Source organism: Selenomonas sp. oral taxon 478, from assembly GCF_001189555.1.
Classification (GTDB): domain Bacteria; phylum Bacillota; class Negativicutes; order Selenomonadales; family Selenomonadaceae; genus Centipeda; species Centipeda felix.
Genome location: NZ_CP012071.1, coordinates 1,266,405 through 1,282,459 on the forward strand (window position 1 = coordinate 1,266,405; position 16,055 = coordinate 1,282,459).

Below are 16,055 nucleotides of genomic sequence, written 5' to 3' on the forward strand. Positions count from 1 at the left end.
GCGGGGCTTTATGTTATGTATTCTCGTTTATGGCATACGGGGTAAAGTAGCCGAATGCCGCAGGGATGCTGTAGCTGTCGATGAGCTCTTCATGGTGTACCCAGAGGAGAGCGGACGGCTCATCTGATGCGTTCTCCGCTGCCATGAGCGGCGGCTCGTTCTGTTCCGTGACCGTGACCGCCCAGCCCGTGAGATCCCATTCGATATGGCTGAAGATATGACGCGCGGGCGGGAGAGGGGTGATGGAGAGGACGCGGAAGCCTTTGCCTTCGAGATGTGTACGTACGTCGCGCTTGGTCTGTTTTCCGTCGAGATGCGGATATTCCCAGAGACCTGCGAGGAGTCCCTTCGCGGGCCTTTTTCGTATGGCGATGCGGCCGCTGCAGGATAGGATGAGGACGGTGTGTTTTTCCTTGCGCCGTGCCTTGGCGGCGGACTTTACGGGATAGTCCTGCTCTGTGCCGCGATCATGGGCAAGGCAGAGCTGCGCGGCGGGGCAGCTGTGACAGAGCGGCGCACCGTGCGGCAGACATATCGTCGCGCCGAGATCCATAAAGGCCTCGTTCAAGAGACCTGCGTCACGCCCCGTCGGGTAGGAGACAGAGAGAGCGGTTTCCAGAGAACGCTTCGCCGCATCCTTTCCAATATCGATGGGATTCGCCGTGATGCGTGCCGCGACGCGCAGAAAATTGCCGTCAACGGCGGGGTGCGGCTGTCCGTAGGCAAAGGACGCGATGGCACTTGCCGTGTAGCGCCCAATGCCGGGCAGCGTGAGAAGGGCGTTGAAGTCGTTCGGGAGGTCGCCGCCGTGTTCTTTGACGATCACCTGCGCCGCGCGCTTGAGATTGCGCGCACGGCTGTAGTAGCCGAGCCCCTGCCACAGCTTCATGAGGGCATCGTCGTTCACGGCAGCGAGGTCATGGATGCTCGGCAGTGCCGTGAGGAAACGCAGGTAGTAGGCGCGTACGACGGCGGCACGTGTCTGCTGGAGCATGATTTCCGAGATCCAGACGTGATACGGTGTTGGTTCGTCGCGCCACGGCAGATCGCGCGTGTCAGGCGCGGACTTGTGCCATGTGAGCAGGGCGCGGCAGAGGGCGGGAAAGACGTCTGCGCCCGCCCAAGGCTGTATATTCATAGATGGTTCTCCATTTCGTGTTGGGGAAATACGGATAAAGGAAGCACTGATAAATTCGGTACAACCATCTTGACGCATCTTTTTTGCCCGCACTTCGGCGGAAAATCCTCCACAGAGCACCACTCTGCGTCCGGTTTTCCACCTCGTTCGGACGAAAAAATCTACGCCAATCTGGCAGACCTTATTTTATCAGTGATTCCTAAATTCCGTCACGTTTTATTTGTGATTTCTATATTTTATCACGGATGCTTCACCCTTTACAAATGGAGCGATTTTTGGCTCTGTGATAATGGGAAATTGCCCGAAGGAACGGCTTTTGCTTTTGCGTCCTGTGTATGCTAAAATAGCATCAAATAAATGATATCTACAATATGATGGAGTGATTGTCAATGTTGGATATGAAGTTTGTGCGTGAGAACCTGCCCGCCGTGCAGGAGATGCTGAAGCATCGCTGCAATACGCTCGACCTCTCGCCGTTCACAGAGCTCGAGGAGCGCCGCCGCAGGATCCTGCAGGATGTAGAGGAGAAGAAGGCGCGCCGCAACGCCGTCTCGAAGGAGGTCGGTGCGCGCAAGAAGGCGGGCGAGAACGCGGATGAGATCGTCGCGGAGATGCGCACGCTCGGCGACGAGATCGCGGCACTCGATGAGGACCTGCGCGACGTGGAGCTGCGCCTGCGCGGCCTCCTGCTCCAGATCCCAAATATGCCAAAGACGGATGTGCCGATCGGCAAGGACGAGACGGAGAACCCCGAGGTGCGCCGCTGCGGCACGCCGCGCACGTTTGATTTCACCCCGAAGGCACACTGGGACATCGGCGACGCACTCGGCATCCTCGATGCAGAGCGTGCAGCAAAGGTCACGGGCGCACGCTTTACGTTCTACAAGGGGCTCGGCGCACGGCTTGAGCGCGCCTGCATCAACTTCATGATGGATCTCCATGCCGAGAAGCACGGCTACACAGAGATGCTTGCCCCCTATATCGTGAACGAGGCGAGCATGATCGGCACAGGGCAGCTGCCAAAATTTGCCGAGGATATGTTCAAGCTCGAAGGGCTCGACTACTACCTCGTGCCGACGGCGGAGGTGCCGACGACAAACTACCATCGCGATGAGATCCTCGACGCAGAGCAGCTGCCGGAGTACTACACGTCCTATACGGCATGTTTCCGCGCGGAGGCGGGCAGCGCGGGGCGCGACACGCGCGGGCTCATCCGTCAGCATCAGTTCAACAAGGTGGAGCTGATCAAATTCGTCACGCCGGAGACGAGCTGGGACGAGCTCGAGAGCATGGTGACGGCGGCAGAGGACGTGTTGAAGATTCTCGAGCTGCCGTACCGCGTCATCCAGCTCTGCACGGGCGACATGAGCTTCACCTCGGCAAAGACCTACGACATCGAGGTCTGGATGCCCGCACAGGACAAGTACCGTGAGATCTCGTCCTGCTCGAACTGCACGGACTATCAGGCGCGCCGCGCGAACATCAAATACCGTCCCGCACGCGGGGCGAAGCCGACGTTCCTCCATACACTGAACGGCTCGGGACTCGCCGTCGGACGCACGGTGGCGGCGATCCTTGAAAACAATCAGCAGGAGGACGGCTCGGTCATCGTGCCGAAGGCGCTGGTTCCGTACATGCACGGGGTCACGGTCATCCGATGAAAAAAGTCATCGTCGGCATCACGGGGGCGAGCGGCAGCTGTTATGCCCTCCGCCTCATCGAGGTGCTCGCGGAACGCGGCATCGAGGTGCACGCTGTCGTCACAGAGAGCGGTATGCGCGTGCTGGACTATGAGTGCGGCGTATCGGCGGAGGAACTGGCGCGGCGCGTGACCGTGCTCTATCCAAATGTGGATGTCGGGGCAGCGATCGCGAGCGGTTCGTTCCACATGGATGCAATGATCGTCGTACCCTGCTCGATGAAGACGGCAGGGGCCATCGCGCACGGCATAACGGACGATCTCCTCTCGCGCGCAGCGGACGTGACGCTGAAGGAGGGGCGGCGGCTCCTCCTCGTACCGCGTGAGACGCCGATGCACGAGATTCATCTGGAGAACCTGCTGCGTCTGGCGCGGGCAGGGGCGATCATCATGCCCGCCGCGCCGGGGTTTTATCATCGTCCGGAGACACTCGACGACCTCGTTGACATGATGGTGGGGAAGATCCTCGACCGCCTCGGCATCGAGGCGGAGCTATATACGCGTTGGAGGTAGTATCGTGAAAAAGATGTATGCAGCCGCACTCCTGACGGCAGGGGTACTTTGCCTGATGAGTGCCGCCAGTGCCGCACCGTCGCAGACGGCCGCGCAGGAGACGGTAAAGACCCCGCTGCAGCAGATGCACATGGGGACAAGCGAGGAGAAGAACCGCCGGGCGGAAATTCAGGCGGACTATTTCCAGCATCGCGGCGAGCGCCGCTACATCAATCTCTACAATCTGCACGTATTCCGCCAGTACAAGGAGATGCACGGCATGTCGCTTCACTGGGGACTGACCGTCACGCGCCCCGTCGGCTCGTGGGCGGAGAAGGATGCGCCGGATGTGCGCCTTGACTCGGGGGCGGTCGGCGTCGGCCCATCCTATATGGTGCGCTGGACGAAGCCTCTCGGGAAAAAATGGGAGGTCTCTCTCGACCTCACGGGCGGACTCATGGTCTACAACAAGGTGCATCCCGCGCACACGCGGAACTATGACTTCATGTGGCGCATCGGCCCACGCCTCACGTATAATTTCAACGATCGGAATGCGCTCAGCATCGCCTATCTCGGACATCACGTGTCCAACGGGCAGCGTACGAAAAACCCCGGCTATAACGGTGTCGGCATCTCGATCGGCTATCGGTACACCTACTGATGGCAAAGAAATTTTATGCGGTGAAGCGCGGGCGCAAAACGGGGCTCTTCACCGTCTGGGCGGAGTGCGCGGCACAGGTAAAGGGCTTTCAGGGAGCCGTCTACAAGGGTTTTATGACGGAGGACGAGGCGCGGGCATGGCTTGGCGGTGCGGACGCACGGACGGAGCAGCCCCGTTCCGCTGCGATGACGATAGAGCCTTCTGCCCCTGATGCGGACTACATCATCCACACGGACGGCTCATGCCTTCGCAATCCGGGCGGTGCGGGCGGCTGGGCTGCCGTGATCGAGACGGCGGCGACGGGTGCGGTCGAGGAGAAGAGCGGCGGCGACCCCGAGACGACGAACAACCGCATGGAGCTGACGGCGGCACTGATGGCACTCAGCGCCGTGCCGGAGGGGGCGCGCGTTGCGCTCTACACGGACAGTCAGTATCTTAAGAACGCCTTTACAAAGTTTTGGCTGCCCGCGTGGAAGAAGCGCGGGTGGAAGAAGGCGGACGGTGAGCCCGTGCTGAATCAGGATCTCTGGGTGCAGCTCGATGCGGCGTTTGCCGCGCGGCAGGTGCAGTTCCACTGGGTCAAGGGGCATGCGGGCAATCCGCGCAACGAGCGGTGCGATGCGCTTGCGCGCGCAGAGGCGGAGAGATTCTAGGACGCCCCCTTCGGCTCGCAGTGCTCGCCACTTCCCCCGTAAACGGGGGAAGCGAATCATGATGGGTGAATCGTGTTTCCTGTTTGCCAGAGAAAAGCCAATGGTGGAAACATAGCCTCCCCCGTATGACGGGGGAGGGGGACCGCTTGCGGTGGTAGGGGCACATATAGAATCAACATGAGAGGAGGAACGCCGTGCAGCACATATTGGAAGCCATTGGGGCGTTCGTCCTCACGCATCTCGCGAATATCGGACGCATCGCGCTCCTCTATGGGGAGACGATGCGGCAGGTGACACGCCGTCTGCGCGTGCGGAGCATCGTCTACCAGATGGCGCATCTCGGCGCGGACTCCCTCCTCATCGTCGGACTGACACTCCTCTTTACGGGTATCGTGCTTACCCTGCAGATCGCCCATGAGTTCATCCGCTACGGTGCGCAGAGCACGATTGGCGCGGTCATTGCGATCGGCATCGGGCGCGAGCTGGGCCCCGTCCTCGTCGGTGTCGTCTGCGCGGGGCGCGTGGGCGCAGCGATTACGGCGGAGGTCTCGACGATGAAGGTCACGGAGCAGATCGATGCCCTGCGCGTCATGGCGGTCAGCCCTGTGAACTACCTCATCGTCCCGCGCATGCTCGCGTGCATGGTCGTCGTGCCGATCCTCACCGTCTTTGGCGACGTGATCGGCGTTCTCGGCGGCTACTTCACGGCGGTGTACTACTCGGGCATCTCGGGCTACACCTTCCTGCACTCCATCACGCAGTACGCGCTCCTCTACGACATGACCGGCGGACTCATCAAGGCGATTTTCTTCGGCAATGTTATCGCCGTCCTCGGCTGTTACTATGGCCTCCACGCGCCGAGCGGGGCGGAGGGCGTCGGTACGGCGACGATGCAGACCGTCGTTACCTCCATCATCGTGATCTTTATCCTGAACGCCGTGCTGACGTTCTTCCTCTTTTGACAAGGCGGTGGCGCAATGATACGACTTGAACACGTCACCAAGCGCTTTGGGACAAAGGAAGCCCTGAAGGACATCACGCTCACGATCAACGAGGGGGAGACGCTCGCTATCATCGGCGGCTCGGGCTCGGGCAAATCGACCCTCCTGCGGCTGATGATCGGCCTTGACCGCCCGACGAGTGGGGCGATCTATATCGGCGCGGACGATATCGCCGCGATGGATGAGGCGGCGCTCGACCGCGTGCGCCTGCGCATGGGCATGGTGTTCCAGTACTCCGCCCTCTTTGACTCGATGAGCGTCGGTGAGAACGTCGCCTTCGGGCTGCGTGAGCACACGGATAAGAGCGACGCCGAGATCCGAAGCATCGTCGCGGAGAAACTCGCCCTCGTCGGACTGCCCGATGCGGCAGAGATGATGCCGCAGGAACTTTCGGGCGGCATGAAAAAACGCGTCGGACTCGCGCGTGCGATTGCGACCGACCCCTCCATCATCTTCTATGACGAGCCGAGTTCGGGGCTCGACCCCATCATGACGGCGAAGATCGACGAACTCATCATCAGTATGCAGAAAAAACTTGGCGTGACCTCCGTCGTCGTTACGCACGACATGGCAAGTGCGTGCCGCATCGCCGACCGCATCGCCATGATCTACGACGGGGCACTCATTGCCGTGGACACGACGGAGCGTTTTCAGGACATCAAAGACGAGCGCGTACAGGCATTTTTCCGTACGATGCATCACCGCAAGGAGGCAGGAGCATGAGTGCAGAGGCAAAGGTGGGGGCGTTTACCCTAGGAGGCGTGATCCTCCTGATCGCTGTCGTCGTATTCTTCGGCGGACTGCGCCTCGGCAGCAGCAGCGACTACACACTGTACGCGGGATTTCACCGCGCCGTCGGGCTGAACCCGGAGGCACAGGTGCTCCTCTCGGGCGTGCCCGTCGGGCACGTGCAGGACGTTGTGAGCGACGGGACGGGCGTCACCGTCTCCATGGTCATAGAGCGTGGGGTGAAGATCCCGCGCGGCTCCGCCGTCACCATCGGGCAGCCCGGCATCATGGGAGATAAATTCATCATCATCACGCCGAACGGGAACAGCGATACCTACGCAAACGGCGACTATCTCTACGGCACGGATGAGATGGGGATGGACACGATGTTCGTTGAGCTGAACAAGATGATCGTCCTTGTGCAGGAAATGCTCACCTCCGTCAACGCCATCGTGGGCGCGCCGGGCTTCCAAACCTCCGTCGTGCAGCTCGCCGTCAACATGGAGCACATCACGGCGAACCTCGACGGGCTCACGGCGACGCTGGAGCAGATGGCGGCGGAGAATCGCGGCGACCTGCGCGGCATCCTCGTGAACATGAACACCATGACAGCGAACCTTGCGCAGAGCACGGCGAGCGTCGAGCGCATCATGGCGAACCTTGAGAGCGTCGGAGCAGACCCCGCGACGGCGGAGAACCTGCGCCAGACGCTCGCGAACATTACCGATGCCTCGGGGCGCGTCGCACGCATCGCCGCGGGCATCGAGGCGGTGGCAGGCGACCCGCAGACGCAGGAGGATGCACGAACCCTCATTCACAACGCACGCACGATGACGGACAAGGCGGGTGGGCTGATGGGACGGCTTAGCAGCATCAAGGTCACACCGAAGGTGGACATTATGTATAGCGGCAAGGCTGACGACTGGCGGACGAATTTCAACCTCGATGTCGGTGAGCAGCAGGGCATGTACGCCTCCTTCGGTGTGGACGACATCGGCGGCGGGGACAAGGTGAGCGCCCAGCTCGGAAAGCGTGGCAGCGCGTTCGGTGCGCGTGCGGGCGTGATCGGCGGCGCCGCAGGTGTCGGTGTCGACGCCTACGCGGGGGATAAATTCAAATTCTCCGCCGATGCCTATAACCCGAACGACCTCACCGTCCGCCTGCGCAGTCAGTATCAGCTCAGCGGCGGCACCTACCTCTTCGGCGAGTGGAATGCGGTGAACGACCACCAACGCCGCGCCTTCTATACGGGCATCCGACAGGAATTTTGAACGTACAGATTGACGTGTGATAAAACATGTATATAATGTAATTATAATCACACGACTAGACTTCGCATGCACGGAGGATGGGGAAATGATCGATCTGTATTTGTCTGATGGTACGGCGCATGGTCGGCGCCTGTTGTCTTTATAAAATAAAACAAATGCTCTATAGCAGAAAGGGAGACTGCTGTAGAGCGTTTTTTTATCGAAAATAAACAGATTGTTACGCCTTTTTATGGGTTCTTTTCTTTTATAAAAATGGTTACAATTTAACTTGACATAAGGAAGAAAACAATATATCTTGTTAGGACAATGGAACTAGGGGAAGGCCCAAGGAAGGGAGGGTAGAGGTTCATGCGAGGAAATGTAAAAGGGGACGACATATAGCGCGCTATGTGTCGATTTTTTTTGTTGTCCGGAGGATATGCGCTTCCCTCACTTCTGCCGGTGTATGCGGCGGATGTGACGGTGCCCGAAGTTGTCGTTGATGCGTCTCATCCTGCGGTGACAATGAGTGAGCCGGGACCGATCAATAAGAAAACAACGCCTACCCCGCCGCATCGGGAGCCAAATCGAAACGCCGTGGTCGGCAATGCTGCCGACCTCCCTCTTGCAGGCGATGTGCGTAACGTCGTCGGGAATAAGCTGACGATACGGGCGACCTCTGCGGCGACGATGGCGGGCAAGGGCACGATGCGCACGGCGAAAAAGGACCGTACGGAAAACACCGTGAACCTCGTCGATGGCAAGGTGCGCAATCTCTACGGCGGCTACACGAATGGCACTGGTCAGACGACGGGCAATACCGTCACCATCGGGGATGGGACGAATGCCCTTCCCACGGGGACGAATATCGCGGGCTACCTCTACGGCGGCAACAAGACCGTCGACACGGACAACAAGCTCGTGGTCAATACTGCGGTCAGCGTCAAGAACATCAAGCATTTCGAGAAAATTAGCTTTAACATCAGCCACATCTCCAATGCGACAACGCCGCTCCTCAAGCTCACCGACGGCGTGCAGACGAGCGGGCTTGACTGGGATAAAGTGGAAGTCACAGGCGCGAACGATTTCGTGCCGAGTACGTATCGGACGCGTCTTGCGACACTTATGCACAACGACCAAGGTATCGACTTTACGAAAGCGGGCGTCAATACTTACAACCCCATTCGTGCGAAGAATCGCGAGAGTGGCGATCTTGAGTATACGATCGACACGGATAACCCAACGGTGACGGCGGCGAAAGAGGTCTATGTGGACGGCTTCCGCTTCCGCTACAACAAGGGCACGGACGGAAAGGGCGCAAAGCACCTCGCTTTGGACGGCACGGTCGCGGCAGCCTACGGCGCGAACGTCACGGTAAAAGACGGTGCGGCGCAGGACAATGCAGCAGAGATCTCAGGTGACACGGTGACGGGCAACGCCTACGGTGGTGCGCTCACGGCTGTCGCTGCGACGAAGAATGCCGCGGGAGGCAGTGCGCACATCACGGGCGGCTCGGTTGGAGGAAATGTTTACGGCGGAGCCATTACGGATGCGGCTGCGAGTGAGAACGTGACGGGAAGCTCCGTCCATGTCGCGGGCGGCACGGTCTCCGGTACGGCCTACGGCGGGCATAATGCCGGCACGGGTAACACGCTCGCCATCTACCATGGACAGTCGGCCATCCACGATTTTTCCGGTGTGCAGAAACTGCGCTTCTACCTGCCGAATGACGCACGGGCAAGCTATACGCCCATGCTACAGCTCGGCGTTGCTGCGAAGGATATCCGCAATCTCAATATCGGTGTCGGCTTCTCGGGAAGCGCGCCCGTGTTGCACGGAAACGATGTAATCAGCCTCATGAAGACACTGCCGGGGGGAACTCTGCTGACTGATGCGGATATCGCGAATCAGATTGAGGGCACGCAGGGCGTTACGATGCGCTATCATTCGCACTTCAAAAGCGCGGCACCGATGAGCTCGTCCTCACCCTCATCGGCGCTGCGATGAACGACCAGACTAAGTCCCTCGTCGAGCCGCGTTGCGGTGCGACGGACTTCATCAATCGTGGGGCCGACCTTCTGGCGGCGTCGGGGATTTCCTCGGCGGCGAAGGAGGGCGGTCGGGCAGAGGACGACGAAAAGCGCGGCTATCAGCTATGGGCGGCGATGAGCCAGGGGACGATGCACGCCGAGACGGGCTCCTATGTCACGACGACGGGCTACAATCTCAGCGTCGGCTGGGCAAAGGAGGGGAAGCTCAGGGCGGCTAAGACGCTCTTTACCCCCTTCGTGGAGTACGGCAGGGGCACCTACCACACCTATCTCGACGACGGCACGCACGGCAGCGGCAAGATCAGCTACCTCGGCGCGGGGCTCATGGGGCGCATCGAACGCCCCAATGGACACTGGCTGGAGGCGGCACTCCACGGCGGCAGGGTGCGCAGCGACTACACGGGCACAATCTCTGCCGGGACGGTTTCGACCTACGACAGTGGAAATACCTACTACGCGGCGCATATCGGCATCGGAAAGACACGGCTGCTCCGTACGGGTGATACACTGAACACCTACCTGCGATACTTCTATTCACGGCAGGACGGTACGAGCGCACAGCTCAATACGGGCGAAACCTACGATTTTGATGCGGTTGCGTCGCATCGTATGAGAGTCGGATTCACCTTCTTGCACCGCGAGGATACGAGCAAGGAGATATATGCGGGTCTTGCGTACGAGTACGAATTTGACGGCGAGGGAGCAGCATCCGTCCAGGGGCTTGCCGCCGATAGTCCTGCCCTGCGCGGCGGCAGTACGATGGTCGAGTTGGGCTATCGCTTTATCCCGCCGGACAGCCGCCTATCTTGGCACATCCACATGGCGGGCTGGCAGGGAACGCGGCGCGGCATGACGGGGAATATCCAGGTCAGCTGGGCACTTTGATTCAGCGCAATATGGGACTGCTGCACGAGCGGCAGTCTCTCTTTTGTCTCCTTGTCAAGGACGCTCGAAAATGATAGAATAAATAGGATGCAATTCTGCATCAGCGAAGGGGAGCGTATGCATCTGAAAATCCGTATTCTTGACAAGTATATATTTCGTGAGGTCTTTCTGTCCTTTCTCTTTGCCATCTGTGCGTTCTCGGCAGTTTTCATCGGCTCGGGCACGCTTTTTCGCATTGCACAGTACATCACGGACTACGGGGCATCCCTGCCGTCCGTCATAAAGATATTCGTGTTCAGTCTGCCCGGGGTCGTCATGTGGACGTTCCCGATGTCGATGCTCCTCGCGAGCCTTCTGACATTTGGCCGGCTTTCCTCGTCGAGCGAGATCACGGCAATGAAGTCCTGCGGCATCGGCTTCGGCCGTATTGCTGCGCCCGCGATCCTGCTTGGCTTTCTCGTGAGCGTCGGTGCGATCCTCTTCAACGAGCACGTCGTTCCGCGCGCGAATACGGCGTATCGCAACGTGATCTACTACGAGATCGAGGGCAACTCGGGCATGAAGTCGCAGGAGCACGTCATCATCAAGGAGATCGAGGGCGGCAAGATCAAGCGTCTCGTCTACGCGCGCTCCTTCAATGCCGAACAGCAGCAGCTGACGGGGGTCAGCCTGCAGATCTTCGGCGCGGACGGCAAGGTTTCGCACGTCGAGAACGCCGAGTATGCCGAGTGGACGGGCAGCGAGTGGATCATGCACAAGGGGGATGTCTACGACATCGCAGATGAACATCTTGAGCGGCGGATGCGCTTTGAGACGCAGGTGCTCCCCGTGGAGAAGGATCCGCGCCAGATCATCCGCGAGCAGAAAGCCCCCGAGGAAATGACGATGCGCGAGCTGCGCCATCAGATCGCGCTCATGCAGACGCAGTATGTCAACACGAGCAAGCTCGAAGCGGAGCTCTATCAGCGTGTCTCCGTCCCCATGGCGAGCCTGATCTTTACGCTGATCGGCGTGCCGCTCGGGCTCCAGCCGACGCGCAACTCGTCCTCGGCAGGGTTTGCGATGAGCGTCATCATCATCTTTATCTACTACGCGCTGATGACCATGGGAAATGCCTTTGCGCGCGGCGAGGTGCTTCCGCCGATGCTTGCTGTATGGATTCCGAACATCGTCGGCATCATCGCGGGCATTATTCTCCTGCGGCGCGCATCGCGCTGAGGTTCGCTGCCGCTCTTGTCTGACACATGAAGGAGGTGACGTCATGTACGGTGTTACGCTGATTCTCGTGCTCGCTGTCGTCGGCGGCGTCATCGCCGTCATCGGCGACCGCCTCGGCACGCGCATCGGAAAGAAAAAACTCACGCTCTTTGGACTGCGCCCGCGCCACACGGCGGTGGTCGTCACGATCTTTACGGGTGTCTGCATCACGACGGTGACCTTCGGCATCCTCGCGGCGGCATCGGAGAATGTGCGGACAGCGCTCTTTGGCATGGATCGGCTGAACGCCATGATCGCGGATACGCGTGCGGCACTCGATGCGACGGCATCGGCACTCACCTCGGCGGAGGATGCAAAGCAGCAGGCGGATGCGGAACTCGCGAAGTCCGAGGAGGAGATCGCGGGACTGCGCAGTGAGCAGGACGATCTGCGCGCAGAGTCGGAACGCCTCTCGGCGGGCAACCGTGCGCTCATGATGGAAAAGGAAGGGCTGATCTCACTCAATGGCCGGCTCTCGGGCGAGAACGCCAAGCTCCTGACGGACATCGACGAGCTCGGCGTGCGTGCAAATGTCCTGCGCGAGAACATTGTGAACCTGCGCGAGGGCAACATCGTCTATCAGGCGGGGGAGATCATCGCGAGCGGAACGATTCCCGCAGGGCTGACGCGTGATGAGGTGGAGCGCGGGCTGGAGGGCATAGCGCAGCTCGGCACGCGCAACGCCTCGACGCGCCTCGGCGAGAACCACACGGATCAGGATATATGGATCTACGGGCCGGAGTATGAGTCGGCGGTTCAGACCATTATGAACAGCCCCGTGGACATGGTTGTGCGCATCGTCGCTGCGGGCAATCTCGTGCGCGGCGATGAGATCCGTGCGACCATCCAGCTGTACCCGAACCGCATCATCTACCGCGGCGGCGAGCTGATCGCCGCGCGTGTCTACGCACCGGAGGGACAGGGACCTGCCGCGGAGCAGGCCGTTGTCTCCTTCCTGCGCGACGTGAACGAGGCGGCGTCGGCAAAGGGGATTCTCCCCGATCCGATCCGCGGGACGGTCGGCGTGATCGAGGGTGCGGAGTTCTATGGCCTCGTGCAGGAGCTGATGGCGCATACGGGGAACGTCGTTCTCTCCGCCTACGCGGCGGCCGATACGGATGCGATGGGCCCCCTGCGTCTGCGCTTCAAGGTCGAAAGTGAGAGCGGCAGGTGAGCGGCGCAGTTCTCGCCGTTGACCCCGGGCGTGAGAAATGCGGCGTCGCTGTCCTCGCGGCGGACGGCACAGTGCTCCTGCAGGAGGTCGTGTCGACGGCGCAGCTCGCAGCGACGGCGGCGCATCTCATCCATACCTACGCACCGACGGTGATCATGGGCAACGGGACGACGAGTGCGGCGGCAAGGACCCGCATTGAGGAACTCGGCGCGGAGGTCACCCTCGTCGATGAGTATCGTACGACGGACGCGGCAAAGGCGGTCTACTGGACGGCGCACCCGCCGCGCGGCTGGCGGCGGTTCATACCGCGCGGAATGCTTGTGCCGCCCGTGCCGGTAGACGATTTCGTCGCCGTGATACTCGCACAGCGATATTTGACAGAAGTGTCGCAATAAAGTAAGATGAAACTATATACATCTTTAAGGAGAGCAATCATTCATGCCCGATAATGTCTTAGCCTTTCTGGTCGCGCTCGGCGTGGCACTTCTGCTGACCCCCGCTGTGATCGCCTTTGCGCGCCGCACGGGGGCACTCGACAAGCCCGACGCGCGCAAGGTGCACGTGCGCCCCATCCCGCGCATCGGCGGCATCGGCATCTATGCGGCGTTCATGGTGTCGATCCTCGTTCAGCTCACCTTTGTCGACCTCACGCCCGAGTACATGACGAGTCTCATCGGACTCATGGTCGGCGGCACAATCATCGTCGCCATCGGCATCATCGACGACTACTGCGACCTGCCGGCAAAGGTGAAGCTGCTCGGGCAGATCATTGCGGCGGCCGTGGTCGTCATCGGATTCGATGTGCGCATCGACGTCATCACCGACCCGCTCGGTGACTATATCTACCTTGAGTTCCTTGCGATTCCGGCGACGATCTTCTGGATCGTCGGGTTGACGAATACCGTCAACCTCATCGACGGACTGGATGGGCTGGCGGCGGGGGTGTCCTCCATCGCGGCGCTGACGATCTTCCTCGTCGCCATGGAGGAGGGCATCCCGCCCGTCGCCATGGTCACCATTGCCCTCGCGGGGGCTGCGATGGGCTTCCTCTACTACAACTTCAACCCTGCGCGCATCTTTATGGGCGACACGGGGAGTATGTTCCTCGGCTTCATGCTCGCGGGCATCTCCGTCGTCGGTGCGGTCAAGAGCGCGGCGACCATCGCCCTCATCGTGCCGATTCTCGCGCTCGGCCTGCCGATCCTTGACACAACGTTTGCCATTGTGCGGCGCGCGCGCAACCACCGCCCGATCTTCAAGCCGGACAAGGGGCATCTGCACCACCGCCTTCTCGCACATGGCTTCAGTCAGAAACAAGCGGTGCTGCTCATGTACGTCGTCAGCGCGCTGTTCGGCCTGTGTGCACTCGCGCTGACGGCGGTCAGCATCCAAGCGGCGGCACTCATCATACTGCTCGTCGCAGCGGCGGTATTCGTCGGCGCGCGCAAGCTGGGCATCCTCGGCATGGATGCGCCGCAGAAGTAGTGTGAGGAAAATAGCCTCCCCTGCTTGCGGGGGAGGGGGACCGCGAAGCGGTGGTGGGGGCACATATGAGTGACCCGATCATGATATTACGACACAATCATACCTTGTGGTTCCGCATTAGGAGAGGAGCAGAGGAGAATGACCGGCAAAATCAAAGTCATGTCGATCTTTGGGACGCGCCCGGAGGCGATCAAGATGGCGCCCGTCGTCATGGAGCTGGCGCGCCATCCGGAAGAGATTGAGACACAGACACTCGTGACGGCACAGCATCGGGAGATGCTCGATCAGGTGCTCCACCTCTTTCATATCGTTCCCGACTACGATCTCAACATCATGGCGGCGGGGCAGACCCTCTTTGACATCACCACGCGTGCTATGCAGGGCATCAACGAGGTGTTCCAGAAGGATCGCCCCGACCTCGTCCTCGTCCACGGCGATACGACGACGACCTTTGCGGGGGCACTCGCCGCGTTCTATCATCAGATCCCCGTCGGACACGTTGAGGCGGGACTGCGGACGCACGACATCTACTCTCCGTTCCCCGAGGAGATGAACCGCCGCCTGACGGGCGGCATCGCGACCCTGCACTTTGCCCCGACACCGACGGCACATGATAATCTGGCGGCAGAGGGCGTGCCCGAGCGGCGCATCTTCGTCACGGGCAATACCGTCATCGATGCCCTGCACCATACCGTGCGTCCCGACTATGTGCTCCCGCCGGAGCTTTCGCAGGTGGACTTTGAGCACCACCGCGTCCTCCTCGTGACGACGCATCGCCGCGAGAACCTCGGCGAGCCGATGCGCCACGTCTACCGTGCCATTCACGACATCGTGGACGAGATGGGGGACGTGGAGGTCATCTTCCCCGTACACCGCAATCCGAAAGTACGCGAGATCGTACGTGAGGAGCTGGGCGGGCTGGCGCACGTCCACCTCATCGACCCACTGGAGTACGAACCGTTCGCCAATCTCATGGCACGCGTGGACATCGTACTCACGGACTCGGGCGGGATTCAGGAGGAGGCACCTGCGCTCGGAAAGCCTGTCCTCGTCCTGCGCGACACGACGGAGCGCCCCGAGGCAGTGACGGCGGGCACGGTGCATCTCATCGGCACGGCACAGGAGCGCGTCTACGCCGAGACCAAGCGTCTCCTCACCGATCAGGCGGCGTACGCGGCAATGGCGGAGGCGGTCAACCCCTACGGCGATGGGGAGGCGGCACGCCGCATCATCGAGGCGATTCTCTACCACGCGGGACACATCCACACACCGCCGGAGCCCTTTCGCGGCGCGTGACGGCTCGGTGAGAGAGAGGAGGGGACGCCGATGCAGGAAAAGAAGCCAATGCCGTCGGGGATGGCAGATGCCATGCGCGCCTTTGGGCTGCTCTCGGGGGTCGGCATCTACTTTGTCGTCTTTCTCGGCATCTTCCTCTTTCTCGGCCAATGCGCCGATGATTTTCTCGGGACGGGGCGCGTCTGCACCATCACGGGCATCCTCCTCGGCTTTCCGGCCGCGATCTACTCACTCTATCGGCAGCTGAAGTATTTCAAGCTGGTGTAACGCCGTGCGTATGGGAC

General features: G+C 60.7%; 16 protein-coding genes. 15 read left to right on the forward strand and 1 reads right to left on the reverse strand.

What is annotated here, in order from left to right; translation table 11 throughout:
* Positions 1-13 precede the first annotated feature (13 nt).
* Entirely contained in the window at positions 14-1,138 is a 1,125-nt protein-coding gene (gene mutY / locus ADJ74_RS05935) for an A/G-specific adenine glycosylase (protein WP_050342667.1), read from the reverse strand.
* Positions 1,139-1,527: 389 nt separating this feature from the next.
* Between mutY and serS the strand changes: the two genes are divergently transcribed.
* The 15 genes from serS to ADJ74_RS06010 all read left to right on the forward strand — a co-directional run bounded on the left by serS (position 1,528) and on the right by ADJ74_RS06010 (position 16,038).
* Entirely contained in the window at positions 1,528-2,799 is a 1,272-nt protein-coding gene (gene serS / locus ADJ74_RS05940; protein ID WP_050342668.1) for a serine--tRNA ligase, read from the forward strand.
* Entirely contained in the window at positions 2,796-3,350 is a 555-nt protein-coding gene (locus ADJ74_RS05945; protein WP_050342670.1) for a UbiX family flavin prenyltransferase, read from the forward strand. Before serS ends, ADJ74_RS05945 begins: the two co-directional genes overlap by 4 nt.
* 13 nt (positions 3,351-3,363) lie before the next feature.
* Positions 3,364-3,990 (forward strand): acyloxyacyl hydrolase, encoded by a 627-nt coding sequence (locus ADJ74_RS05950; RefSeq protein WP_009753079.1) that lies wholly within the window; start codon positions 3,364-3,366, stop codon positions 3,988-3,990.
* Positions 3,990-4,643, forward strand: a complete 654-nt coding sequence (rnhA, locus tag ADJ74_RS05955) for a ribonuclease HI (RefSeq protein ID WP_050342674.1) — start codon at positions 3,990-3,992, stop codon at positions 4,641-4,643. Before ADJ74_RS05950 ends, rnhA begins: the two co-directional genes overlap by 1 nt.
* A gap of 194 nt (positions 4,644-4,837) precedes the next feature.
* Complete coding sequence (locus tag ADJ74_RS05960; protein WP_050342676.1) at positions 4,838-5,605, forward strand: ABC transporter permease; 768 nt, start codon at positions 4,838-4,840, stop codon at positions 5,603-5,605.
* Between the two features lie 15 nt (positions 5,606-5,620).
* The gene (locus ADJ74_RS05965; RefSeq protein WP_009753076.1) at positions 5,621-6,367 is read left to right on the forward strand and encodes an ABC transporter ATP-binding protein; all 747 of its coding nucleotides are present in this window, start codon (positions 5,621-5,623) and stop codon (positions 6,365-6,367) included.
* Positions 6,364-7,644 carry an MlaD family protein gene (locus ADJ74_RS05970; protein ID WP_050342678.1) on the forward strand — a complete coding sequence of 427 codons (1,281 nt, stop codon included), beginning with the start codon at positions 6,364-6,366 and terminating at the stop codon, positions 7,642-7,644. The genes ADJ74_RS05965 and ADJ74_RS05970 overlap by 4 nt, the downstream gene beginning before the upstream one ends.
* Before the next feature lie 405 nt (positions 7,645-8,049).
* A complete protein-coding gene (locus tag ADJ74_RS05975) occupies positions 8,050-9,630 on the forward strand; it encodes a hypothetical protein (protein WP_050342683.1) in 1,581 nt (526 codons plus the stop codon).
* Positions 9,627-10,559, forward strand: coding sequence for an autotransporter outer membrane beta-barrel domain-containing protein (locus ADJ74_RS05980; protein WP_050342685.1), 933 nt, complete (start codon positions 9,627-9,629; stop codon positions 10,557-10,559). The genes ADJ74_RS05975 and ADJ74_RS05980 overlap by 4 nt, the downstream gene beginning before the upstream one ends.
* Before the next feature lie 117 nt (positions 10,560-10,676).
* A complete protein-coding gene (locus tag ADJ74_RS05985) occupies positions 10,677-11,777 on the forward strand; it encodes an LptF/LptG family permease (RefSeq protein WP_050342688.1) in 1,101 nt (366 codons plus the stop codon).
* A 43-nt stretch (positions 11,778-11,820) separates the two neighbouring features.
* Complete coding sequence (locus tag ADJ74_RS05990; RefSeq protein ID WP_050342690.1) at positions 11,821-12,990, forward strand: DUF3084 domain-containing protein; 1,170 nt, start codon at positions 11,821-11,823, stop codon at positions 12,988-12,990.
* The gene (locus ADJ74_RS05995; RefSeq protein WP_050342692.1) at positions 12,987-13,385 is read left to right on the forward strand and encodes a resolvase; all 399 of its coding nucleotides are present in this window, start codon (positions 12,987-12,989) and stop codon (positions 13,383-13,385) included. The genes ADJ74_RS05990 and ADJ74_RS05995 overlap by 4 nt, the downstream gene beginning before the upstream one ends.
* Positions 13,386-13,428: 43 nt before the next feature.
* Positions 13,429-14,475 (forward strand): MraY family glycosyltransferase, encoded by a 1,047-nt coding sequence (locus ADJ74_RS06000; RefSeq protein WP_050342694.1) that lies wholly within the window; start codon positions 13,429-13,431, stop codon positions 14,473-14,475.
* 138 nt (positions 14,476-14,613) lie between these two features.
* Positions 14,614-15,771, forward strand: a complete 1,158-nt coding sequence (wecB, locus tag ADJ74_RS06005) for a non-hydrolyzing UDP-N-acetylglucosamine 2-epimerase (RefSeq protein WP_050342696.1) — start codon at positions 14,614-14,616, stop codon at positions 15,769-15,771.
* Between the two features lie 30 nt (positions 15,772-15,801).
* Entirely contained in the window at positions 15,802-16,038 is a 237-nt protein-coding gene (locus ADJ74_RS06010; RefSeq protein WP_050342698.1) for an AtpZ/AtpI family protein, read from the forward strand.
* Positions 16,039-16,055: the final 17 nt, after the last annotated feature.

Excerpts from the sequence above, each read along its gene's own strand:
- ADJ74_RS06000 (WP_050342694.1), top strand. The coding sequence starts at position 13,429 with ATGCCCGATAATGTCTTAGCCTTTCTGGTCGCGCTCGGCGTGGCACTT.
- ADJ74_RS06010 (WP_050342698.1), top strand. The coding sequence starts at position 15,802 with ATGCAGGAAAAGAAGCCAATGCCGTCGGGGATGGCAGATGCCATGCGC.
- rnhA (WP_050342674.1), top strand. The coding sequence starts at position 3,990 with ATGGCAAAGAAATTTTATGCGGTGAAGCGCGGGCGCAAAACGGGGCTC.
- wecB (WP_050342696.1), top strand. The coding sequence starts at position 14,614 with ATGACCGGCAAAATCAAAGTCATGTCGATCTTTGGGACGCGCCCGGAG.
- ADJ74_RS05990 (WP_050342690.1), top strand. The coding sequence starts at position 11,821 with ATGTACGGTGTTACGCTGATTCTCGTGCTCGCTGTCGTCGGCGGCGTC.
- ADJ74_RS05965 (WP_009753076.1), top strand. The coding sequence starts at position 5,621 with ATGATACGACTTGAACACGTCACCAAGCGCTTTGGGACAAAGGAAGCC.
- ADJ74_RS05980 (WP_050342685.1), top strand. The coding sequence starts at position 9,627 with ATGAACGACCAGACTAAGTCCCTCGTCGAGCCGCGTTGCGGTGCGACG.
- mutY (WP_050342667.1), bottom strand. The coding sequence starts at position 1,138 with ATGAATATACAGCCTTGGGCGGGCGCAGACGTCTTTCCCGCCCTCTGC.
- ADJ74_RS05985 (WP_050342688.1), top strand. The coding sequence starts at position 10,677 with ATGCATCTGAAAATCCGTATTCTTGACAAGTATATATTTCGTGAGGTC.
- ADJ74_RS05970 (WP_050342678.1), top strand. The coding sequence starts at position 6,364 with ATGAGTGCAGAGGCAAAGGTGGGGGCGTTTACCCTAGGAGGCGTGATC.
- serS (WP_050342668.1), top strand. The coding sequence starts at position 1,528 with ATGTTGGATATGAAGTTTGTGCGTGAGAACCTGCCCGCCGTGCAGGAG.
- ADJ74_RS05945 (WP_050342670.1), top strand. The coding sequence starts at position 2,796 with ATGAAAAAAGTCATCGTCGGCATCACGGGGGCGAGCGGCAGCTGTTAT.
- ADJ74_RS05950 (WP_009753079.1), top strand. The coding sequence starts at position 3,364 with ATGTATGCAGCCGCACTCCTGACGGCAGGGGTACTTTGCCTGATGAGT.